18 protein-coding genes and 1 pseudogene are annotated in these 17,681 nt (G+C 71.0%); 8 read left to right on the top strand and 11 right to left on the bottom strand.

Annotation, left to right across the window (positions count from 1 at the left end; all coding sequences use genetic code 11):
• The first annotated feature begins 79 nt into the window (after positions 1–79).
• Together AB0I81_RS09875 and AB0I81_RS09870 are read left to right on the top strand one after the other, a co-directional pair.
• A complete protein-coding gene (locus AB0I81_RS09875) occupies positions 80–1,324 on the top strand; it encodes a sensor domain-containing protein (protein ID WP_360652962.1) in 1,245 nt (414 codons plus the stop codon).
• Complete coding sequence (locus tag AB0I81_RS09870) at positions 1,312–1,950, top strand: response regulator transcription factor (RefSeq protein WP_360652960.1); 639 nt, start codon at positions 1,312–1,314, stop codon at positions 1,948–1,950. The genes AB0I81_RS09875 and AB0I81_RS09870 overlap by 13 nt, the downstream gene beginning before the upstream one ends.
• 3 nt (positions 1,951–1,953) lie before the next feature.
• On the opposite strand, the gene pheA is transcribed toward AB0I81_RS09870, so the two are convergent.
• The 3 genes from pheA to AB0I81_RS09855 all read right to left on the bottom strand — a co-directional run bounded on the left by pheA (position 1,954) and on the right by AB0I81_RS09855 (position 4,592).
• Positions 1,954–2,874 carry a prephenate dehydratase gene (pheA, locus tag AB0I81_RS09865; RefSeq protein ID WP_360652957.1) on the bottom strand — a complete coding sequence of 307 codons (921 nt, stop codon included), beginning with the start codon at positions 2,872–2,874 and terminating at the stop codon, positions 1,954–1,956.
• Positions 2,875–2,944: 70 nt separating this feature from the next.
• Entirely contained in the window at positions 2,945–3,364 is a 420-nt protein-coding gene (locus tag AB0I81_RS09860; protein WP_360652954.1) for a DUF4446 family protein, read from the bottom strand.
• Positions 3,365–3,386: 22 nt separating this feature from the next.
• The gene (locus AB0I81_RS09855; RefSeq protein ID WP_360652951.1) at positions 3,387–4,592 is read right to left on the bottom strand and encodes a glycosyltransferase 87 family protein; all 1,206 of its coding nucleotides are present in this window, start codon (positions 4,590–4,592) and stop codon (positions 3,387–3,389) included.
• A 59-nt stretch (positions 4,593–4,651) separates the two neighbouring features.
• On the opposite strand from AB0I81_RS09855, the gene AB0I81_RS09850 reads away from it, so the two are divergent.
• Positions 4,652–6,877, top strand: coding sequence for a hypothetical protein (locus AB0I81_RS09850; protein WP_360652947.1), 2,226 nt, complete (start codon positions 4,652–4,654; stop codon positions 6,875–6,877).
• A gap of 238 nt (positions 6,878–7,115) precedes the next feature.
• Here AB0I81_RS09850 and mptB read toward each other — a convergent pair.
• Positions 7,116–8,123: pseudogene (gene mptB, locus AB0I81_RS09845) on the bottom strand (polyprenol phosphomannose-dependent alpha 1,6 mannosyltransferase MptB); the annotation flags it as partial.
• Between the two features lie 219 nt (positions 8,124–8,342).
• Here mptB and AB0I81_RS09840 point away from each other — a divergent pair.
• Positions 8,343–8,546, top strand: coding sequence for a hypothetical protein (locus AB0I81_RS09840; protein WP_360652945.1), 204 nt, complete (start codon positions 8,343–8,345; stop codon positions 8,544–8,546).
• A gap of 50 nt (positions 8,547–8,596) precedes the next feature.
• Here AB0I81_RS09840 and AB0I81_RS09835 read toward each other — a convergent pair whose 3' ends face one another.
• The 4 genes from AB0I81_RS09835 to AB0I81_RS09820 all read right to left on the bottom strand — a co-directional run bounded on the left by AB0I81_RS09835 (position 8,597) and on the right by AB0I81_RS09820 (position 13,237).
• Positions 8,597–11,350: a hypothetical protein gene (locus AB0I81_RS09835; RefSeq protein WP_360652942.1), complete on the bottom strand. Its 2,754-nt coding sequence runs from the start codon at positions 11,348–11,350 to the stop codon at positions 8,597–8,599.
• A 45-nt stretch (positions 11,351–11,395) separates the two neighbouring features.
• Positions 11,396–11,935, bottom strand: a complete 540-nt coding sequence (locus AB0I81_RS09830) for a DinB family protein (protein WP_360652939.1) — start codon at positions 11,933–11,935, stop codon at positions 11,396–11,398.
• A gap of 186 nt (positions 11,936–12,121) precedes the next feature.
• The gene (locus tag AB0I81_RS09825) at positions 12,122–12,850 is read right to left on the bottom strand and encodes a glycosyltransferase (protein ID WP_360652936.1); all 729 of its coding nucleotides are present in this window, start codon (positions 12,848–12,850) and stop codon (positions 12,122–12,124) included.
• A 39-nt stretch (positions 12,851–12,889) separates the two neighbouring features.
• The gene (locus AB0I81_RS09820; RefSeq protein ID WP_360652933.1) at positions 12,890–13,237 is read right to left on the bottom strand and encodes an STAS domain-containing protein; all 348 of its coding nucleotides are present in this window, start codon (positions 13,235–13,237) and stop codon (positions 12,890–12,892) included.
• Between the two features lie 187 nt (positions 13,238–13,424).
• Between AB0I81_RS09820 and AB0I81_RS09815 the strand changes: the two genes are divergently transcribed.
• Complete coding sequence (locus tag AB0I81_RS09815; RefSeq protein WP_360652930.1) at positions 13,425–13,820, top strand: hypothetical protein; 396 nt, start codon at positions 13,425–13,427, stop codon at positions 13,818–13,820.
• A 112-nt stretch (positions 13,821–13,932) separates the two neighbouring features.
• On the opposite strand, the gene AB0I81_RS09810 is transcribed toward AB0I81_RS09815, so the two are convergent.
• Together AB0I81_RS09810 and AB0I81_RS09805 are read right to left on the bottom strand one after the other, a co-directional pair.
• On the bottom strand, positions 13,933–15,048 hold the full coding sequence (locus AB0I81_RS09810; RefSeq protein ID WP_360652927.1) for a HAMP domain-containing sensor histidine kinase: 1,116 nt from the start codon (positions 15,046–15,048) through the stop codon (positions 13,933–13,935).
• Positions 15,049–15,118: 70 nt separating this feature from the next.
• A complete protein-coding gene (locus tag AB0I81_RS09805) occupies positions 15,119–15,814 on the bottom strand; it encodes a response regulator transcription factor (protein WP_360652924.1) in 696 nt (231 codons plus the stop codon).
• Positions 15,815–15,918: 104 nt separating this feature from the next.
• Between AB0I81_RS09805 and AB0I81_RS09800 the strand changes: the two genes are divergently transcribed.
• The 3 genes from AB0I81_RS09800 to yidC all read left to right on the top strand — a co-directional run bounded on the left by AB0I81_RS09800 (position 15,919) and on the right by yidC (position 17,123).
• Positions 15,919–16,092, top strand: coding sequence for a hypothetical protein (locus AB0I81_RS09800; RefSeq protein WP_360652921.1), 174 nt, complete (start codon positions 15,919–15,921; stop codon positions 16,090–16,092).
• The gene (locus AB0I81_RS09795) at positions 16,092–16,289 is read left to right on the top strand and encodes a DUF6412 domain-containing protein (RefSeq protein WP_360652918.1); all 198 of its coding nucleotides are present in this window, start codon (positions 16,092–16,094) and stop codon (positions 16,287–16,289) included. Before AB0I81_RS09800 ends, AB0I81_RS09795 begins: the two co-directional genes overlap by 1 nt.
• 192 nt (positions 16,290–16,481) lie before the next feature.
• Entirely contained in the window at positions 16,482–17,123 is a 642-nt protein-coding gene (yidC, locus tag AB0I81_RS09790; RefSeq protein WP_360652914.1) for a membrane protein insertase YidC, read from the top strand.
• 17 nt (positions 17,124–17,140) lie between these two features.
• On the opposite strand, the gene AB0I81_RS09785 is transcribed toward yidC, so the two are convergent.
• Positions 17,141–17,572 (bottom strand): ATP-binding protein, encoded by a 432-nt coding sequence (locus AB0I81_RS09785; protein ID WP_360652911.1) that lies wholly within the window; start codon positions 17,570–17,572, stop codon positions 17,141–17,143.
• Positions 17,573–17,681 lie beyond the last annotated feature (109 nt).

Here is a 17,681-nt window from a genome sequence, read left to right as displayed (position 1 = left end):
GCTGAGGGTGTAGCTGACTACACTGCGCTTCCCGGCGTGAGCCGCGAGACTTTTCCCTGTGAATGGGACGAAGAGACAGATGGGACCGCGCGAGCGCCTGATCACAGGGCTTCGAGCGGCACGCTACTTGGTCGTCGCGCTCCTCACCGGCGTCGTCACGGCGCCCATGCCCATGCTGCTGCTCGGCGCCTGCATGACCCTGGCCGCCGCCGGCGCCGGATTCGTCCTGCTGCCCAGGGCCCTGCTGGTGCTGCGCCGGTGGGCCGGCCTCGCCCGCCGCCGGACCGGCTCCTACCTGGGAGAGCCCGTTCCCTCGCGGTACCGGGAGCTGCCCGCGGGCGTCGGCGCCCGGTTCCGCGCCGTGCTCACCGACCCGGCGACCCGACGGGACGTCGGCTGGATGTTCGCGCACATGTTCGCGGGGATCGGGCTCGGCGCGGTCGGGGTGTTCGCCATCGGCGGCGCGCCGGTGACCGTGCTGCAGATGGCGTTGTGGTGGCTGGCTCCGGCCGACCAGCCGCTGACCCTGCTCGCCGTCCCCGTCACCGGCTGGGGCATCGCACTCGGCGCGGGCACGGCCCAGCTTCTCGTGTGCGCCGCCCTGCTGGCGTGGGTCGCGCCCGCGGCGGCCGGCGTGCACGCGCGCATGTCGCGGGCGCTGCTCAGCGCCTCGCCCGCCGAGCAGCTCGCCGAACGGGTGGACGTGCTCACCGAGAGCCGCTCGGGCGCGCTGGAGGCGCACGCCGCGGAGCTGCGCAGGATCGAGCGGGACCTGCACGACGGCACTCAGGCCCAGCTCGTCGCCCTCGCGATGCGCCTCGGGGTGGTCGAAAGGGCCATGACGCACGACCCCGAGGCGGCCATGCGGCTGCTGCGCGAGGCGCAGAGCGGCGCGGAGGAGGCGATGGCCGAGCTGCGCGGCGTCGTACGGACGATCTATCCGCCCATCCTGGCCGACCGCGGCCTCGACGGCGCGGCCGAGGCGCTGGCCGCACGCTGCCCCGTGCCGACCCGGCTCACCGTGGACCGGCTCGGCAGGGTGCCGGCCGCCGTGGAGTCCACCGCGTACTTCGTCATCGCCGAAGCGCTCACCAACATCGCCAAACACGCGGTGGCCGAGCAGGCGGAGGTCGGCATCCGGCGCGAGGGGACGGTCCTGCTGATTGAGCTCACCGACGACGGCATCGGCGGCGTGGACGAGTCGCGCGGCAGCGGCATCGCCGGCATCCGGCGCCGGGTCGCGGCTCTCGACGGCACGATGCGGCTGACCAGCCCGGCGGGCGGCCCGACGACCCTGGAAGTGACGCTGCCGTGCGAGTCGTGATCGCCGAGGACAACGTCGTCCTGGCCGAGGGCCTCAACCTCCTGCTCGCGTCGGCGGGTTACGAGGTGGCCGCGGTCACCGCCGACGGGCCCGATTTCGTGGCCGCCGTGGAGCGGGAGCGGCCCGACGTGGTGATCGTGGACGTGCGGCTGCCGCCGTCCTTCCGCGACGAGGGGATCCACGCGGCCCTGGAGGCCAGGCGGCGCAGGCCGGGCCTGCCCGTGCTGGTGTTCTCGCAGTACGTCGAGCAGATCTACGCCAGGGAACTGCTCGCGGACGGCCGGGGCGGGATCGGCTACCTGCTCAAGGACCGGGTGAGCCGGCTGGAGGAGTTCCTGGAGGCGCTGGGCCGGGTCGCCGGCGGCGGCACCGCGCTCGACGCGGAGGTCGTCTCCCAGCTCCTCGTCCGCAAGGCGGATCCGCTGGCCGGCCTGACGCCGAGGGAGGGCGAGGTCCTCACCCTCATGGCTCAGGGCCTGGCCAACACCGACATCGCCGACCGGCTCGTCATCACCGAGCGCTCCGTGCACAAGCACATCGGCAACATCTTCCTCAAACTCGACCTCGCGCCCACCGACTCCGGGCACCGCCGCGTACGCGCCGTACTGACCTATCTGGGCGTCTGAAGCTCAGACCTGGCCGGCCCTGATCCTGGCCAGCCAGCCGCCCGCCTCTGCGAACTCCGGGTCGGAGGTGCCGCGCTTGATCTGCGGGGCTCTACCGTCGGCCCTCGGGTAGCTGCCGAGGAAGCGCACCTCGCCGCAGATCCGGTGCAGCCCGGCGATGGCCTCACCGACGCGGGCGTCGGCGATGTGGCCCTCGAAGTCGAAGTGGAAGAAGTAGCGCCCGATGCCGTCGCCGGTCGGCCGCGACTCGATGCGGGTCAGGTTGACCCCGCGCACGGAGAACTCGGTCAGCATCTCCAGCAGCGCGCCCGGGTGGTCGTCGGCCAGGAAGACCACCAGCGTGGTGCGGTCGCTGCCGGTCGGCTCCGGCAGCGACCCGGGACGGCCGACCTTGACGAACCTGGTCACCGTGTCGGACCTGTCGCCGATGTCGGTGGCCAGCTCCACCAGCCCGTAGTGCTCCCCGGCGATGCGGGCGGCGATGGCCGCGTCGTACGGCGAGCCGGGCAGCGACACCTCCTGCGCCGCGGCCGCGGTCGAGGGGGCGGACACCACGACGGCGTCGGGCAGCTCGCGGGCGATGAAGGCGCGGCACTGGGTGATGGCGGCGGGATGTGTGTAGACCCGCTTGATGTGCGGGATCTCGGTGTCCGGCCGGGCCAGCAGCGAGAACTGCACCGGGAGCAGCAGCTCGGCGTTGATCAGCAACGGCTCGCCCCAGGCGAACTCGTCGAGCGTCGTGGTGATCGCGCCCTCGATGGAGTTCTCCAGCGGCACGACGGCGCCGTCGGCGTCACCGGTGCGGGCGGCGCCGAGCGCGGCGCTCACGGTCGCGCAGGGCAGCCGCTCGGCGGCGGGGTCGAGGAGCCGCAGGGCCTCTTCGGTGAAGGTCCCTTCCGGTCCGAGATAGGCGAGTCTGGGCATACTCACAGAGTATCCGCAGGTGGACGGCGTGCGTTGCCGTTTTCCGCCGCGCGGATCAATCACAGGGGCATCAGAGCAGCTCAGAGGCCCGGCAGGCCGCGGCGGGCCCATGGCCCAGCCTGGCCGCGCGGACCGCCTCCTCCTCTTCCGGCGACAGCGGCTGCTGCCCCTTGCCGCCCACCACGGGCCGCACGTAGGTACGCGTCTCGCTGCGCCCGTTGATGGAGGTCAGCACGATTCCGTCGCCCAGCCCGTTGATCATCGCCACCGAGAACGACAGCCGCCCGGTCATCTCCGAGAGCGCGTCGTACCGGCACACGGCCACGTCCCTGATGGCCTTGAGGTCGCCCCGGCCCTCGCTGATCTGTCTGGACAACATGCGCTGGCAGTCCTCGACCGTGGCTCTGGCCTGCCGCAGCGCCAGAAAACCGATCAATACGCCACTGATTCCGGCGACGACGCCCACGATCACCCATGTGGTAACGAGCACGGCACAGAGGGTAATGCTTCGGTCAAGCCATCTGCCGCTGTTTCGGCAGCCAGGACACCAACAACCACACCAGAACCAGCGCGCCCAGCCCGAACCCGTCCTGGACGATCTTCCCCAGCACCAGGCTGACGCCCGGAATCCCGGCCGCCAGCAGCGAGACGCCGAACCATGGCACCGTCAGCACGTAGAACAGCCACACCCCCGCCGCGACCTTCAGCCTGACCGGATCGCGGCCGTCGCCGAGAATCGCCGCGAGCACCACGACCACCCAGGCCAGGTGGTGGATCCAGCCGACCGGCGAGAGCAGCACGGCCATCAGCCCGACGAGCGCGACCGCGGTGAGCCGGTCACCGGCCCCATAGGCGTCCCTGGCGCCGCGGAACCCGTACCAGCCGACCACGGCCACGAGCACCACCCAGATCGCCATCGTCAGCATCTCGGGCATGTAGAGCCGGATCAGCATGCCCCTGATCGACTGGTTGGTGGTGGCCGCGTTGGCGCCCAGCCGTTCGGGGTCGAGCAGCGCCGAGAACCAGAAGTCCACCGCGTCCTGCGGAATCACCCCGAACGGCAGCAGCGTCAGCACCGCCGCCGTGAACGAGGCCATGAAGAACGTCTTCCACTGCCTGGTGACCAGCAGGTAGATCAGGAAGACGCCCGGCGTCAGCTTGACGGCCGTGGCGAGCCCGATCAGGAACCCCCGTGGCCACCAGGGCCTCCTGGCCGCGCAGTCGGCCAGGCAGAGGGCGACCAGCAGGATGTCCACCTGCCCGAACCGGACCTGGTCCCTGACCGGCATCAGGTACGTGCACAGGATCATGAGCAGCCCGAACACCCACGGCACGTATTTGCGCAGGCTCTCCCGCCCCAGGAAGTCCCTGAACGCGAAGCCCACCGTCACGGCCAGCGCCACGAAGATCCCGGCCGTCCACACCCACTGGGCCGTCTCCCAGGACATCTTGGCCAGCGCCACGGCCAGCATCGCGGCGATGGGCGGATAGGTGAAGGGCAACAACTGCGGCGCGGGCGTGAAGTAGTCGTACACCGGCCGCCCGTCCAGGAGCATCTGCCCCCCGGTACGGTAAACGTCCAGGTCCACCAGCCGTTGATCGTCCGGATTGGTGAGCCACATGTGCACCAACGGCGCCACGGCCACCGCGACGACGAGCGCGACCACCGCCCACGCCCACCACTGCCGCCGGATCAACCGCACCTCGCCACTTGTCACGGTGTGGCACGTTACCGTGGCTGTTGCCGATCGAGGGGCAGACTACTGGGGGTCCGTACATGCACATCGCCACGCCGTGCCCGCCTCAGGGGCGGTACGGAGCGCGCCGCATCCTCGCCGCAGCCCTGTTCGGCCTCCTGCTCATCGCGCTCCTTCCGGCTATGGCAACAGCCGAGCCGCAGCGGCGGGTGGCGCTGATCGGCGTTCCGGGGCTGGAGTGGAGCGACCTGGACAGGACCAGGACCCCCAACCTGTGGCGCCTGGTGGAGCAGGGCGCCTCGGCCTCGCTCTCGACCCGCGCCGTACCGCCGCCCGACCGTGGCATCACCTGTCCCATGGCCGGCTGGCTGACCGTCTCGGCCGGCCAGCGGGCCGGTACGGAGGGCAGGGGCTGCCCGCCGCCGCCCGCGCCCCAGGTCGCGGGCCAGGGCGCCACGGTGCCGAACTGGCGCGCCCTGGCCGCCCACCAGGCCGAGACCGGCTACGCCGCCCAGCTCGGCACGCTGGGGCAGGTCGTCGTGGACGGTGGCGGCAAGGTCGCCGCGATCGGTCCCGGTGCGGTGTTGGGAGCAGCCGACAAGTCCGGAAATGTCGCCAGCTATAACCCCGAAGGTGAGCTGACTCCGTACAACCTGATCGTCCTCGACGTGGCCGACCTCGCCGACGCCTGGTTGAAGCGGCCCCTCGACGAGTACGGCATCCCCACCGGCCTGCCCGGGGCGGAACGCCGGGCGGCGGTGAGCCTGGCGGACCAGCGGATCGGCGCGCTGACCGCCCGGCTGCCCGCGGACACCACCATCCTGGTGGCGGGCATCTCGGACGTGGGTCCCGGCGCCCACCTCCACGTGGCCCTCGCCACCGGCCCCTCCCCTGACGGCCGGCCCTACCCCCGCGGCCACCTCACCGCCACCTCCACCCGCCAGGACGGCCTGGTCGCGATCACCGACCTCACCGCCACCGCCATCCAGCTCCTCGGCCTGCCCGCCACCCGCGACGTGGTCGGCCGCGCCTGGCAGCCCGGCGGCCAGGCGGCCGCCACGACGTCCGAGACGGTGGCGGAACTGGCGGACGCGGACCTGGCCAGCCAGGTGCTGCGCGAGGTGCGCGGCCCGTTCTTCGCCGTCCTGGTCGTGCTCCAACTGCTCTTCTACGCCTTCGCCGCGCTGGCCCTGCGCCGCCGCAGGAAGAACTCCGACGAGGACGAGCACGCGAGCACCTCCAAGCTCCTCATGACCGTGCAGATCGTCTCGGTCGTCAGCGGCGCCATCGCCATCTCCACCTTCCTGGCCCAGCTCGTGCCCTGGTGGACCCTGCCGGTGCCGATGTTGTCGGTGGTCGTGACGATCCTCGCCATCGCCGGCCTCATCACCGCCCTGGCCTTCGCCGGGCCCTGGCGCGCGCACCCGCTCGGCCCGCTCACCGTCGTCACCGCCGTCACCTCGCTCGCCCTCCTGATCGACGTCATGACCGGCTCCACGCTCCAGGTGAACGCCGTGAGCGGCTACGAGCCCGTGACCGGCGGACGCTTCTACGGCTTCAGCAACATCGCCTTCGCCATCTACGCCACGGGCACCGTGCTCGGCCTGGCGGGTGTGGCCCAGTGGCTGCTCGGCAGGAACGTCTCCAAGGGCGTCGTCGTGGCGCTGTGCGGCGCGTACGGGGCGTTCGCGATCTTCGCGGACGGTTGGCCCTCGTGGGGCGCCGACTTCGGCGGCGTGCCGGCCTTCGTGATCGGCCTGGCCGTCTTCCTCATCCTGCTCTCCGGCAAGCGGGTGTCCCTGCTCAAGCTCCTGCTCGTGGGCCTGGTCGGGGCCGCGATCATCGGGGTGCTCTCGGTGATCGACTGGATGCGCCCGGACACCGAACGCACCCACCTGGGCACGTTCGTGCAGCAGGTCATCGACGGTCAGGCGCTGACCGTCGTCGCCCGCAAGTTCGGCGCCATGATCGGCGTGACCGTGGGCAACTGGTCGCTGACCCTGCTGTCGCTGGTCGCGCTGGCCTTCCTGTTCCTGGTGCTGGCCCGCCCCTCGCGCTGGGGCGCCCCGGCGCTCGGCCAGGCCTACCGGCTGGCCCCGACGCTCAGGGCGGGCCTGATCGGCGGCCTCACGTGCGCCTTCGTCGGGTTCCTGATGAACGACTCGGGCATCGCCATCCCCGCTATGGCGCTGACGGTGGCCGTACCGCTGACGCTCGCGGCCTGTGTTCGCGCCCTGCAGCTCGCCGCGCCCACACCACCAGCGCCACAGTCAGAGCAAGCAGCACCCAGGCGAGCCGGGGCCTGAGCTCGCCGCTGAGCCACGCCAGGTCGCCCGGCACGCCCTCCACTCTGGCGGGCAGGTACGCCAGCGACAGGACCAGCAGGTGCACCACCACGAACGAGTCCAGGGCCGAGGCCGCGACCAGCGCCAGCAGCCCGAACGCCAGCCCGTCGTACCAGGGCAGGATGTACGGCGTGGCGAACAGGTAGGCCACCATCAGCCCCGCCGCCACGACGGGCGCGTCCAGCTCCCGGCCGCGCCCCGTCGTTCTGGACGCCAGCCGCAGCAACGACCAGGCGATGAGCGCGAGCAGCAGGATCGAGCCGACCTGGATCTCCCCCCGGTACGCGCTCCCCTGACCCACGATCGCCTGCAACCAGCCCTGGACGAGCTTCCAGAGCGAGGCGTGCGAGATCGACTTGCTCGTCCTGGTCATCGGCGCGATCGCCTCGGGCCCGACGATCGTGTACCCCACGACCACCACCGCGACCGCGCACCCGGCCATGAGCGCCAGCCGGCCGGGTCGCCGCCGCAACTCCCAGGCCGGCCCCAGGGCCACCAGACCCGCGTTGACCTTCACCGCCACACCGAGCCCGAGCAGCGCGCCCGACCCGACGGGACGGCTCCTGGCCAGCAGCGCGGCGACCATGCAGGCGATGGCGAGCGTGTCCACGTGCATGCCCGCGACGAGCTGGTAGAGCAGCAGCGGGTTGGCGGTCCACAGCAGGGCTGCGCGCAGGCGCCTTTCCGGGTCATCGCGCGTGAAACGGTCGATGAGCAGGCCCGTCGCGATGAACGCGGCGGCGTTGACCAGGGCCAGCACGAAGATCGTCAGCCGCAGCGAGTCTCCGCCGAGCCAGCTCGCACCCGCCTGCAGCGCCGTGGCCACGGGCCCGTAGACGCTCGGCTCCTCACGCCACGGCTCCTCCACGGCGTCCGCGATGGGGTCGCCCGCCAGGTTGACCGCCCCGTTGGTGTACGGGTTCAGGCCCAGGGTCACCATGCGTCCGTACGCGGCGTAGTTGAGGTGATCCCCGGAGCCCGATGGGGGCAGGAACGCCAGGACGCCCGCCACCACGCAGCCGATCAGCACCAGCGCCCGTGCGCCGGGCAGCCGTCGCCGCCACTGGCTCCTGAGCAGCGCGCCGAGCAGGCCCAGGCCGCCCAGGAGGATGGCGGCCGCCGCCAGCGCGATCACCAGGTGTCCCTCCGGGCTCGCGCCGAGGGAGTAGGGCGGCTGCCAGGACGGGCCGCTCAGCGCGGGGACCATCGAGGACGGGCCCAGCAGGCCGATGGTGATCGTCAGCAGGATCGAGACGCCGATCGCCGCCGTGGCGGGACCGCCCGGCCGGCCTCGTGCTACTACGTGCTGCGTCTCCGAAGTCACCGGGAAATTCCAGCACACTCGGGGAGGTGCCTCGGCGGCTCGGGGGTTAGATCCTCTTTTATTCGGAAAGCGGAAGGGGCCGCGACATCTTGGAGGGTGCGCATGTTGGGTAGGACCGGCCGGAAGAGGATGCTGGCGGCGGCTGCCATGGTTGCGATGCTCGGCCTGACCGCCGCGTGCAACGGCGACGGCGACGACGGTGGCGACGACGACCCTGACGTGGTCAACACGCAGGCCCCGGACGGCGACAACGACCAGGACGGCGGCACCGACCAGGACCAGAACGAGCAGGACGACAACAACTGACGCGATCCAGGAGCCCCGGCCCTGCCTGACAGGGGCCGGGGCTCCTGTGATCAGGACGCCGGCACGCGCCACACGATCGGGTAGTCCTCGGTCATGGTGCGGACGTGCCCGGTGGCCAGGAACGCCCCGGAGATCTCCACGCCGGCGCTCAACGTCCCGCCACCCGCCGTGGTGCTAGCCGCCGCTTTCCAGGTCAGACCATCACCGGAACGAACGACCTCGATCTCCTTCCCGCTCGACCGCAGACCGGTATAGCCCTCACCGGCGGCACTGATCGTGAGAAGGCTCTCTTGCGACGTGGTCTTCTCCCAGGTGCCGCTCGCCCCGCTGGATCGCGCGGCGAAGGGCTCGGCTTCGGCGTTCAAGGTCCTGGGGCGAATGCTTCCGGTGATCACCAGCGCGTCGGAGCCCACGGCGACCTTGTCCACCGTGACCGTCTCGTCGCGGGCGACGGCGGGGCCCTCCAGGCGCTTCCACGACAGGCCGTCGGCCGAGAACCACATGCAACTGGCCGCGCTTCCCGGGCAGAAATAGGTGGTGAAGACGTAACCGAGCTCACCGCCTGCCAGGGCGCGGGGGATGTCCGCCGACACCTCGACCTTCTGCCAGGTGGACAGGTCCGTGGAGCGCCAGAGCACCGGCTTGCCCTCCTTCACGCCCATCAGCAGGTAGCTGTCCTTCGCGGCGGCCACGTACAGCAGGCCGCCCGCCTCTGCCGCGGTCCGCTGCCATGTGCGGCCGTCGCGCGAGGCGTAGGCGCCGGCGTTCCCGACCGCCAGCCAGCCCTCGGGCCCGCTCACCAGCCCGGTCAGGTCGCCGGGCACCTCCAGGGAGGAACGGGTCCAGGTGACGCCGTCATCGGTGCTCCACCAGGCGCTGGCCATGCCCAGCGACTGCCCGACGGCGACCGTGTGGCCGTCCCTGTGGCCGAGCGCCTCGACCCTGGTCATCGGGTAGGTGAGTTCCTTGACATCCGGGAAGTCGAAGGGGACCAGTCCCTTGCCCGGGGTGGCGGCCAGCAGGCGCAGGCGTTGCCCGCCCGGGGCCGAGTCCAGGGTCACGCCGCCGATGCCGATGCCGCCGTTGCCGCCGTCGCGACGGACCAGGAGCCCGGTGGCGGTCGGCAGGAGCAACGGGAGGAGATCTGATCCGTCCAGTTCGGCGCTGGAGCCCAGCGGTGTCCACGCCGAGCCGTTCCGGCTGTGCACGATCGTGCCCTTGCTCCCGCCCTGGCCGCGGCTCAGCAGGTAGAACCCGGTCGGGCCGACCGCCAGGCCGGCCGCCTTCTGTGTCCCGCCCTCGTACGTGCCCACCGGCTGCCAGGCGGCGCCGTCCTGCGAGCGGACGACCCTGGTGCGGTCGCCCTCGTTGTAGGCGGCGTAGAACGTCTTGCCATTTGTGGCGTACCAGACGTTGTGCTTGGCGAACGGCTCGGCCTGCCGCCAGGTGAGGCCGTCGGTGGGTGGCGTGGCCCGCTGCCAGGTACGGCCTCCGTCCGAGGAACGGGCGAGCACCTGCATCGGGCCGTCATCCGACCGGTCGGTGGTGTTGGGCGGACTGCCGGCGACGATCACCTGGTCGCCGTGCGCCACTAGAGTGTTGGAGATTCCGTGGGGAAGGTCCACGCCGGTCGCGGCGCGCTCCCAGCGCCTGCCGTCCGCCGAAGTCCAGACGACCGCCGTGGGGTCGTCGAGCATGCCGACCGCGACGAAGCCGTCCCGCGTAGCCACCAGGCCGGTGATGCCGGCGTCCTTCATCCCGGCCGCGCCCTCTGCCGGGATGACGTCCCATCGCTCACCGTCCCGGCTGGTCCAGCCCGTCAGCTCGGCGCCGGGGTTGGAGGGCAGGCTCACCCATCCCTTCGGGCCGCCCGCCACGAACTGCGGAAAGGCACCGGTCAGCGTCCGCTGCGAGCTCGACGCCGCCCGCCAGGTGTCGCCACCGTCGGTGGAGACCATGAAGAGCGGGCGGAAGGCGGCCCGGAAGTTCACGGCCTCGATCCCCACGACGACCATGGTCCGGCCCACGGTGGCGGCGGCCATCGCGGACTGGTCGAGCCCCGCGCCGGGCGCCGCCTTGGAGGCGGGCGCGAACACCCGGTCGGCCCGCAGCGGCTCGCCCGCCCGGACCGCCTCGCCACCGGCTCCGGCGGCGTCCGGTGGGAACAGTTCGCTCCTGAGGACGACCACGCCGCCCGCGACGAGCGCGATCACGAGTGTGGACACCAGACCGGCCCACAACCACGGCCTGCGCCGTGAGCGCTCCGGAGCGGGCGGCGGTGCCTGGCTCACCTGACGCCACGCCTCCGAAGCGGGGTCCACGTCGCGCGGCGCGGCCTCTGACTCCGCGCCCATGCCGCGCGTCCCACGCGGGATCCCCTCCGGTGTGGTGCCCACTTCCCGCAGCCCGGACAGGATCCCTTCCGTGGTCGGCCGCCTCTCCGGCTGTTCGGCCACCGCCCTGGCCACCAGGCCCCGCAGCGGTTCCGGCAGTATCCGCAGGTCCTGGTCGAGCGAGGGGCTGCCGGTCGCCGCGTACAGCATGACCTTGCCCCAGGCGTACACCTCCGACGCGGGCCCCCGCGCCGCGCCGGACAGGACCTCGGGTGCCACGAACTCCAACGGGACCGGCGCGTTCCGCTCCTCCAGCCGTACGCCGCCGGGGCCGACGAACACGAGGCCGGGCGCGAGCCGTACCCCGGAGCGGTGGCCGTCGTGCAGCGCGGTGGCCAGACCGGCCGCGAGGTCGTGCAGCGGGAGGCCGGCGAGCGGGGCGAGCGCGGACAACTGTTCTTCGTGGTGCACGCGGACATCGTTCCGGGCGGCGGTATAGATCGGGTATGTCGGTCGCTACTCGCCCGTCGATCCGTCCACGGATTCCCTGATCAGGTCGGCGTGACCGTTGTGGCGGGCGTACTCCTCGATCATGTGCACCAGGATCCACCGCACGTTGGGCACGCGCCCGTCCGACCAGCCGCGGCGGGCCGGACGGTCCAGGCCGCCGTCCGCCAGCGCCTCGTCGAGCAGGACGCGGGAGCGGGACACGAAGTCCTGCCAGAGCCGGTGCAACTCCTCGGGGGAGTCCTCGGCGGCCGAGTGCCAGTCCCAGTCAGGATCGGCCTTCCAGTCCACGGCGTTCCAGATGGGCTGCCATTCGTTGCCGTGCAGGGAGTGCGAGAACCAGTGGTCCTCGACGTAGGCCAGGTGCTTGAGCATGCCGCCCAGCGTCATCGACGACGCGCCCACGGTCGCCCGCAGCCCGGCCGCGTCCAGGCCCGCGCACTTCCACGTCAGGGTCGCGCGATGGAACTCCAGGTAACCCACGAGGGTGGAGAGCTCATCGGAGGCGACGGGGGGTTCCGGGCGGCCCTGCTCGTCCAGTGTTGTCATGAGCCGGAGTTTATGACCGCACACAACCGGTTTTCGGGCGCGCGACAACCAGCAGGCGGGTCTTCAAGAGCGCGCCTTCAGCGGCGACGGCCCCTCAAAGCCCCCGGGCAAACGCCCCGCACGAACGCCTCGGGCGAACGCCCCGCACGAACGCCTCAGGCGAACGCCTCGGAGGAACGCCCCGGGTCAGCGCCTTGGGCCGAGTTTGCGGCGGTTCTGTGTGACCACCGGCTCCCGGATGACCAGCGCCCACCCCACATCCCGCAACTGCCGAGCCCGATGAAGCTGCGCCCGCCAGTCGGTCCCCGTGGCCCGGTGTGCCATGTCCACCTCGACCTCGGTGATCCGATACCCCTTGCGCAGCAGGTCGATCGTCAGCGCCGTCTCCACCCCGAACCCGTGCGCCAGCGGCCGGGCGGCCTCGAAGGCCCTCCGGGTGAGGCAGCGCTGCCCGTTGAGCGGCTGGGCGGGTGAGAAGCCGGTGGCCCGGCGGATGCCCTCCTTGGACAGCCGTACGACTAAGCCGTGGCCGCCGAGCTTCACCCTCGTGGTGAACACGGCGATCGTCATGTCGGCCTCGCCGGCGCGTACGGGCTCGATGAGCGGCGCCGCGGCCTGGGCCGTCGAGCCCAGGTCCGCGTCGAGGAAGAGGAGGTGGCGAGGGGTGCCGTCCCCGTCCAGGAGGCGTACGGCCTCGGCTCCCGTCTCCATGGCGGCGGCCTTGCCCCGGTTGCGGCTGTGCCGCACCACCCGGGCCCCGGCCGCCCGCGCCACCCTGCCGGTCTGGTCGGCCGAGCCGTCGTCCACGACCACGACGAGATCGACGCCCGGCAGGGCCGCGGCCGCCGCGACGGTGGCCGAGATGCGGTCGGCCTCGTTGACGGCGGGAATGATGACCGCGGTGTCACCGCTCATCGGCGTCCACCTCCGGACGGGACGTCAGGCAGGATCCCGTCATGATCCCTCGGTGATGAGGAACTCCTGCGGCATCTCTTCATGCACGGTGAACACCGAGTCCAGCCCTGTGACCTGCAGAATCTTCTTCACGGCGGGACGCGGGGCGGCTACCTCCAGCGTTCCTCCCTGCTCCTTCATCCGTTTGAGTGCCGATAGCAGCACGTTCATCCCCGTGGAGTCGCAGAAATCCACGGCGGACATGTCGATGACCAGCCGGCCAGGCCCGTCCTGCAGCAGCCGAGTGAACTCGGACTGCAGGTGGGGGGCCGTATAGAGGTCGATTTCTCCGGTGATGGCGACGAGCGCGCACCCGGCATGTGATCGAGTCGAGACCTTGAGCTCCACATGGGCAGGCTAGCGGCGCGGAGGCTTCCGGTCACGTTGTCACGCCGATAGGGGACTGACAGGTTTTTGTCCTCCGTTTGGGCTCCATGAAAACGGAGAGTACGCGAAGCTTGACAGCGTGACACGGGAACCGGCACCGCCGCATGGCGAAGGAGGGGCTGGGGCGCGATCAACGGGCCCCGCATCGATGGAAACAGACAAACCCGAAGACGCTGCGCGTCAGGGACTCAGAGAGCGCCTTGAGCACATCCTCATCCGCACAGAGAAGGCGACTTCATGGCATGACGAAGCGGGCCGCCTGCGCGGCCTGGTGAACCACGACGGCTATGTCCCCATCCGCACCCGGCTCGCGGTCGAGGACCTCGAATTCCTGTCCGGGGCACGCACGGAACTGCTCAAGTTCTCGGAGCTCGGGCTCAGGTTGCTCGATCTCCACCAGCCTCGTGACGCGGGAGGCATCACGAGTGACACCGCCCATCCGATCCTGCGGTGCCGGAGCTGCATGTGGCGCTGGCCCTGCCCGACATTTCGCGCCATGTCGGAGTCGTTCGGCTCCTCCAGGGATCTGCCGGAGAGCGCCTGAAGGGCCGATCAGCAATAACGCCGATCAGCGATAGCAACGCCTGAACGCACGTACGGGGGCTTTGCGCAGATGCCTACGGGGGCTCGCGCGGACACGTACAGGGGAGCGATCGTCACCCGCCGACCAGGGGCAGCCGGATCTCGAACCGGCACCCCGGCCCATCGTTGACCACCCCGATCACCCCGTCGTGCGCCTCCACGATCCCTTGCGCGATGGCCAGCCCCAGCCCGGCCCCGCCGTCGGAGCTGGGAGTACGGGCGGCCTCCCCCCGGAAGGCCACCTCGAACACCCGGGCCAGATCCTCCTCGGGTATCCCGCCACATCCGTCCGCGACCGACAGGCAGGCCATCCCCTCGGCGTCCACCCCGGCCCGCAGCACCACGGCCCGGTCGGACGGCGTGTGCCGGATGGCGTTGACCACCAGGTTTCCCAGTGCTCTGCCGAGCGCCCCCGCGTCGGCCTCCACGGGCACGGCGGCGGGCGCTTCAGCCGTGAGCGTCACGCCCTTGGCCCTGGCCAGCGGCTCCGCTCCGGCGAGGGTGTCGGCGACCAGGTCGGCCAGCCCGATCCTGCTCCGTGACAGGCGCAGCGCCCCCGCGTGGATCCTGGACAGCTCGAACAGGTCGTCCACCATCGCGGACAGCCGCTCCACCTCCAGCTTGATCTGCCCGTGGTAGCGCGCGACCGTCCCGGGGTCGGACACCACCCCGTCCTCCAGCGCCTCGGCCATGGCCCGCATCCCGGCCAGCGGCGTGCGCAGGTCGTGGCTCACCCATGCGACGAGCTCGCGCCGGGCGCCCTCTAGGGCCCTCTCCCGTGCGTACGCCTCCTCCAGGGTGTTGGCGATCGTCTGCAGCTCCACCGGCAGCCCCCGGGGCGCCACGAACGGCACGTCGCGGACGGCGTCCACCAGCCGCCTGCTCTCCCCGACCACCCGCTTGGACAACACGAACGCCACCCCGAGCCCCACCAGCCCGCCCACGGCCACCACGCTCAGCACGAAGTCCTTGACCGCTCCCTCGATGATCATTTTCATGATGATCGCCACGACGCCGGCCAGCGTGGCCGCCACGGCGACCACCACGACCACGGCCAGCATCACCCCGATGGACCGGGCGCGCAGCAGCCGCAGCAGCCAGAGCCCGGCCAGCGCGATCACCAGCCCGAGCCCGGCCGTCACGGCCACGACCATCCACAACTCGCCCACGGGCACCGTCGAGGCGGGCATCACGGGCCTTCAGGTGGCTCATACCGGTCCGACGAGGGCATCACGGGCCTTCCCGTTCCGATCGGGGGCATCACGGGCCCTCCAGTGGCTCGTAGCGGTACCCGACTCCCCACACCGTCACGATCCTGCGCGGCGCGGTCGGGTCGGGCTCGATCTTCTCCCGGAGCCGCCGCACGTGCACGGTCACCGTGGATGAGTCGCCGAACGACCAGCCCCACACCTGGTCGAGCAGCTGCGATCGGCTGAACGCCTGGCGCGGGTTGCGCATGAGGTAGGCCAGCAGGTCGAACTCGCGGGCCGTCAGCATGACCTCCGCGTCCCGCAGCCGTACCTCGTGGGCCCCCACGTCCACCACCAGGTCCCCGTCGCGCAACACCCCGGTGCCGCCGGTGACGGAGGCCCCGCGCGCCCGCCGCAGCACCGACTGCACGCGCAGCGCCAGCTCACGCGGGCTGAACGGCTTGGTCACGTAGTCGTCGGCCCCGGTCTCCAGCCCGACCACGCGGTCGATCTCCTCGCCGAGCGCGGTGAGCATGATCACGGGAACCGGCCAGCGCTCCCTGAGCTTCCTGCACACCTGCAGCCCGTCGATCTTGGGCAGCATCAGGTCGAGCACCATGAGGTCGGGCGGGTCCGCCAGGGCCCTGCGCAGCGCCTCGACGCCGTCGCCCACGCACTCGACGTCGTGCCCGTCGCGTTCCAGGTAGCGCGCGACGACCTCGGAGACCGTCGGATCGTCGTCCACCACCAGGATGCGCGTGTTCATGCCTTCACGGTATGTCCGCGACCGGAAACAGTGCCCGGGAGTGAGGTTTACGTCATCGCTTCGTAAGGCTCGCGGATCATGTGCCGAGGACGTACGGTGGCTCCATGAGTAGAGTCGTCATGCTCGTCATAGGGACCTTGCTGGGTCTCTTCCTGGTGTTCAACTTCCTGGTGCCGATGCTGGTCGGCCTGGTCAAGCTCGCCCTGATCGTCGGCGTGATCGCCGTCGCCCTCTTCATCGTGGTCGCCGTCGTGAGCAAGTCCTCGCGCTCGCACTGATGGCGCTGCTGTTCGACCCGTGGCTGGTCGGGATCACCATGATGGCGATCCTGCTGCTGGCCATGTGGGCGGCCACGCTGCTGCCCATCCTCGGCGGGGAGCCGGCGGGCTCTCCGCTGTCCTACGCGCGCCGTAGCGCCTTCCAGCGCCAGCGCGACCCCGACGCGGCAGGCCGATCGCGTCCCAGAGCCCCTTAGGCGCGCCCCGCTTCCGACAAGCAAGCGGGGCTTTTCGCGCGCCCGATCGGCCGGCAAGCCTGAGCGCTCAGCGGGCCTGAGCGCTCAACGGGCCTGAGCGCTCAGTGAGCCTGAGCGGTCAGTGAGCCTGAGTAAGTCGGCGAGCCTGATCGGCGAGCGAGCCCCATCTTTCCGACGCGAGGAAAAGGGCTCATGATCGATTCTCTTGTCACATTCGTCATCGGCATGTCCGGCGGCAGCGCCGCGCTCGGCATCGTGCTGTTCACCCTGGCCGTACGGCTCCTGCTGCTGCCGCTCAACGTGCGCCAGGCCCGTACGGCGAAGATCCGCGAGCGGCTCGCCCCCAAGCTGCGCCAGTTGCAGAAACGTTACGGGCGCAACCCGGAGCGGCTGTCCAAGGAGCTGAACGCGCTCTACGCCAAGGAGGGCACCTCGCCGTTCGCCGGGTTCCTGCCGATGCTGGCGCAGTTGCCGTTCATGTGGTTGATGTACCGGGTCGCCACGCATCCGACCGCGCTCGTCGGCCACGATCTGCTCGGGGCTCCGCTGGGACAGCAGGTCGCCGGAGTGGTGGCTAATTACGGTCTGGTCAGCACGCCATTTTTGGTCTTTGTATTGGTCATTGCGCTGGTCGCAGCGGTGGCGTGGTTCTCGGCCCGGCAGATCAAGATCGCGGAGGAGCAGCCGGAGCTGATGAAGAAGATCATGCCGCTGTTGCCGTACGGCTCGGTGCTGGCCGCGCTGGTGCTTCCGCTGGCCGCCGGGATCTATCTGCTCGTCTCCACGGCGTGGGCCGTCAGTGAGCGGGCCGTGCTGAACGCCCGCCTCACCTGAGAGACGGACGGGGCCCGCTATCCGGCCTCTCTGAGCGCCGCGACCTGCCCGTTCACCGACTGGCTCGGTGCGGGCAGGATGGCCCAGACCGTCGTCGTGTCGCCGTCGTGCCTGACCCCCCAGCTCTCCGCCACGTATTCGACGATGCCAAGCCCCCGGCCTCCGAGCGATGACAGGGTCGGGCGGCCCGCCCGCGGCTCGGTCGCCGCACCCCCGTCGCTCACCGCCACCTCGATGTGATCGTCGCTGCGCAGCCAGGCCACCCTGACCATGCCCGACGGAAGCGGATGCGCGTGTCGCAGCGCGTTGCTCAGCAACTCGCTCACCACGAGCACGGCATCATCGATGGCGGCGGTGAAAACCCCACTGCCCTGCAGGTCAGTGCTCAGACGCTGGCGGGCGACGGCAACGCTGGACGGCGCGTACGGCAGCAGCACCACGCTTGACACACCCACCTCCCCGTTCCCTGTGCCCCCCGCGGGAACACTCCCCGGTACGACCGAAATGCCCCGTTACTCGATCCCAGAAACCGCATCTCGATCACAGCTTGTACACATT

Origin of the sequence: Nonomuraea sp. NPDC050404 (genome assembly GCF_040655495.1) — a bacterium.
GTDB lineage: Bacteria > Actinomycetota > Actinomycetes > Streptosporangiales > Streptosporangiaceae > Nonomuraea.
The sequence above is the reverse complement of the archived record's forward strand: the minus strand, read 5'-3'. Positions and strand labels throughout refer to the sequence as shown.

Bases quoted from the DNA above. Each gene is read 5' to 3' on its own strand.
- yidC (WP_360652914.1), top strand. From the start codon at position 16,482: ATGATCGATTCTCTTGTCACATTCGTCATCGGCATGTCCGGCGGCAGC.
- AB0I81_RS09825 (WP_360652936.1), bottom strand. From the start codon at position 12,850: ATGAGCGGTGACACCGCGGTCATCATTCCCGCCGTCAACGAGGCCGAC.
- AB0I81_RS09875 (WP_360652962.1), top strand. From the start codon at position 80: ATGGGACCGCGCGAGCGCCTGATCACAGGGCTTCGAGCGGCACGCTAC.
- AB0I81_RS09805 (WP_360652924.1), bottom strand. From the start codon at position 15,814: ATGAACACGCGCATCCTGGTGGTGGACGACGATCCGACGGTCTCCGAG.
- pheA (WP_360652957.1), bottom strand. From the start codon at position 2,874: ATGCCCAGACTCGCCTATCTCGGACCGGAAGGGACCTTCACCGAAGAG.
- AB0I81_RS09815 (WP_360652930.1), top strand. From the start codon at position 13,425: ATGGAAACAGACAAACCCGAAGACGCTGCGCGTCAGGGACTCAGAGAG.
- AB0I81_RS09810 (WP_360652927.1), bottom strand. From the start codon at position 15,048: ATGCCCGCCTCGACGGTGCCCGTGGGCGAGTTGTGGATGGTCGTGGCC.
- AB0I81_RS09850 (WP_360652947.1), top strand. From the start codon at position 4,652: ATGCACATCGCCACGCCGTGCCCGCCTCAGGGGCGGTACGGAGCGCGC.
- AB0I81_RS09830 (WP_360652939.1), bottom strand. From the start codon at position 11,935: ATGACAACACTGGACGAGCAGGGCCGCCCGGAACCCCCCGTCGCCTCC.
- AB0I81_RS09800 (WP_360652921.1), top strand. From the start codon at position 15,919: ATGAGTAGAGTCGTCATGCTCGTCATAGGGACCTTGCTGGGTCTCTTC.
- AB0I81_RS09795 (WP_360652918.1), top strand. From the start codon at position 16,092: ATGGCGCTGCTGTTCGACCCGTGGCTGGTCGGGATCACCATGATGGCG.
- AB0I81_RS09840 (WP_360652945.1), top strand. From the start codon at position 8,343: ATGTTGGGTAGGACCGGCCGGAAGAGGATGCTGGCGGCGGCTGCCATG.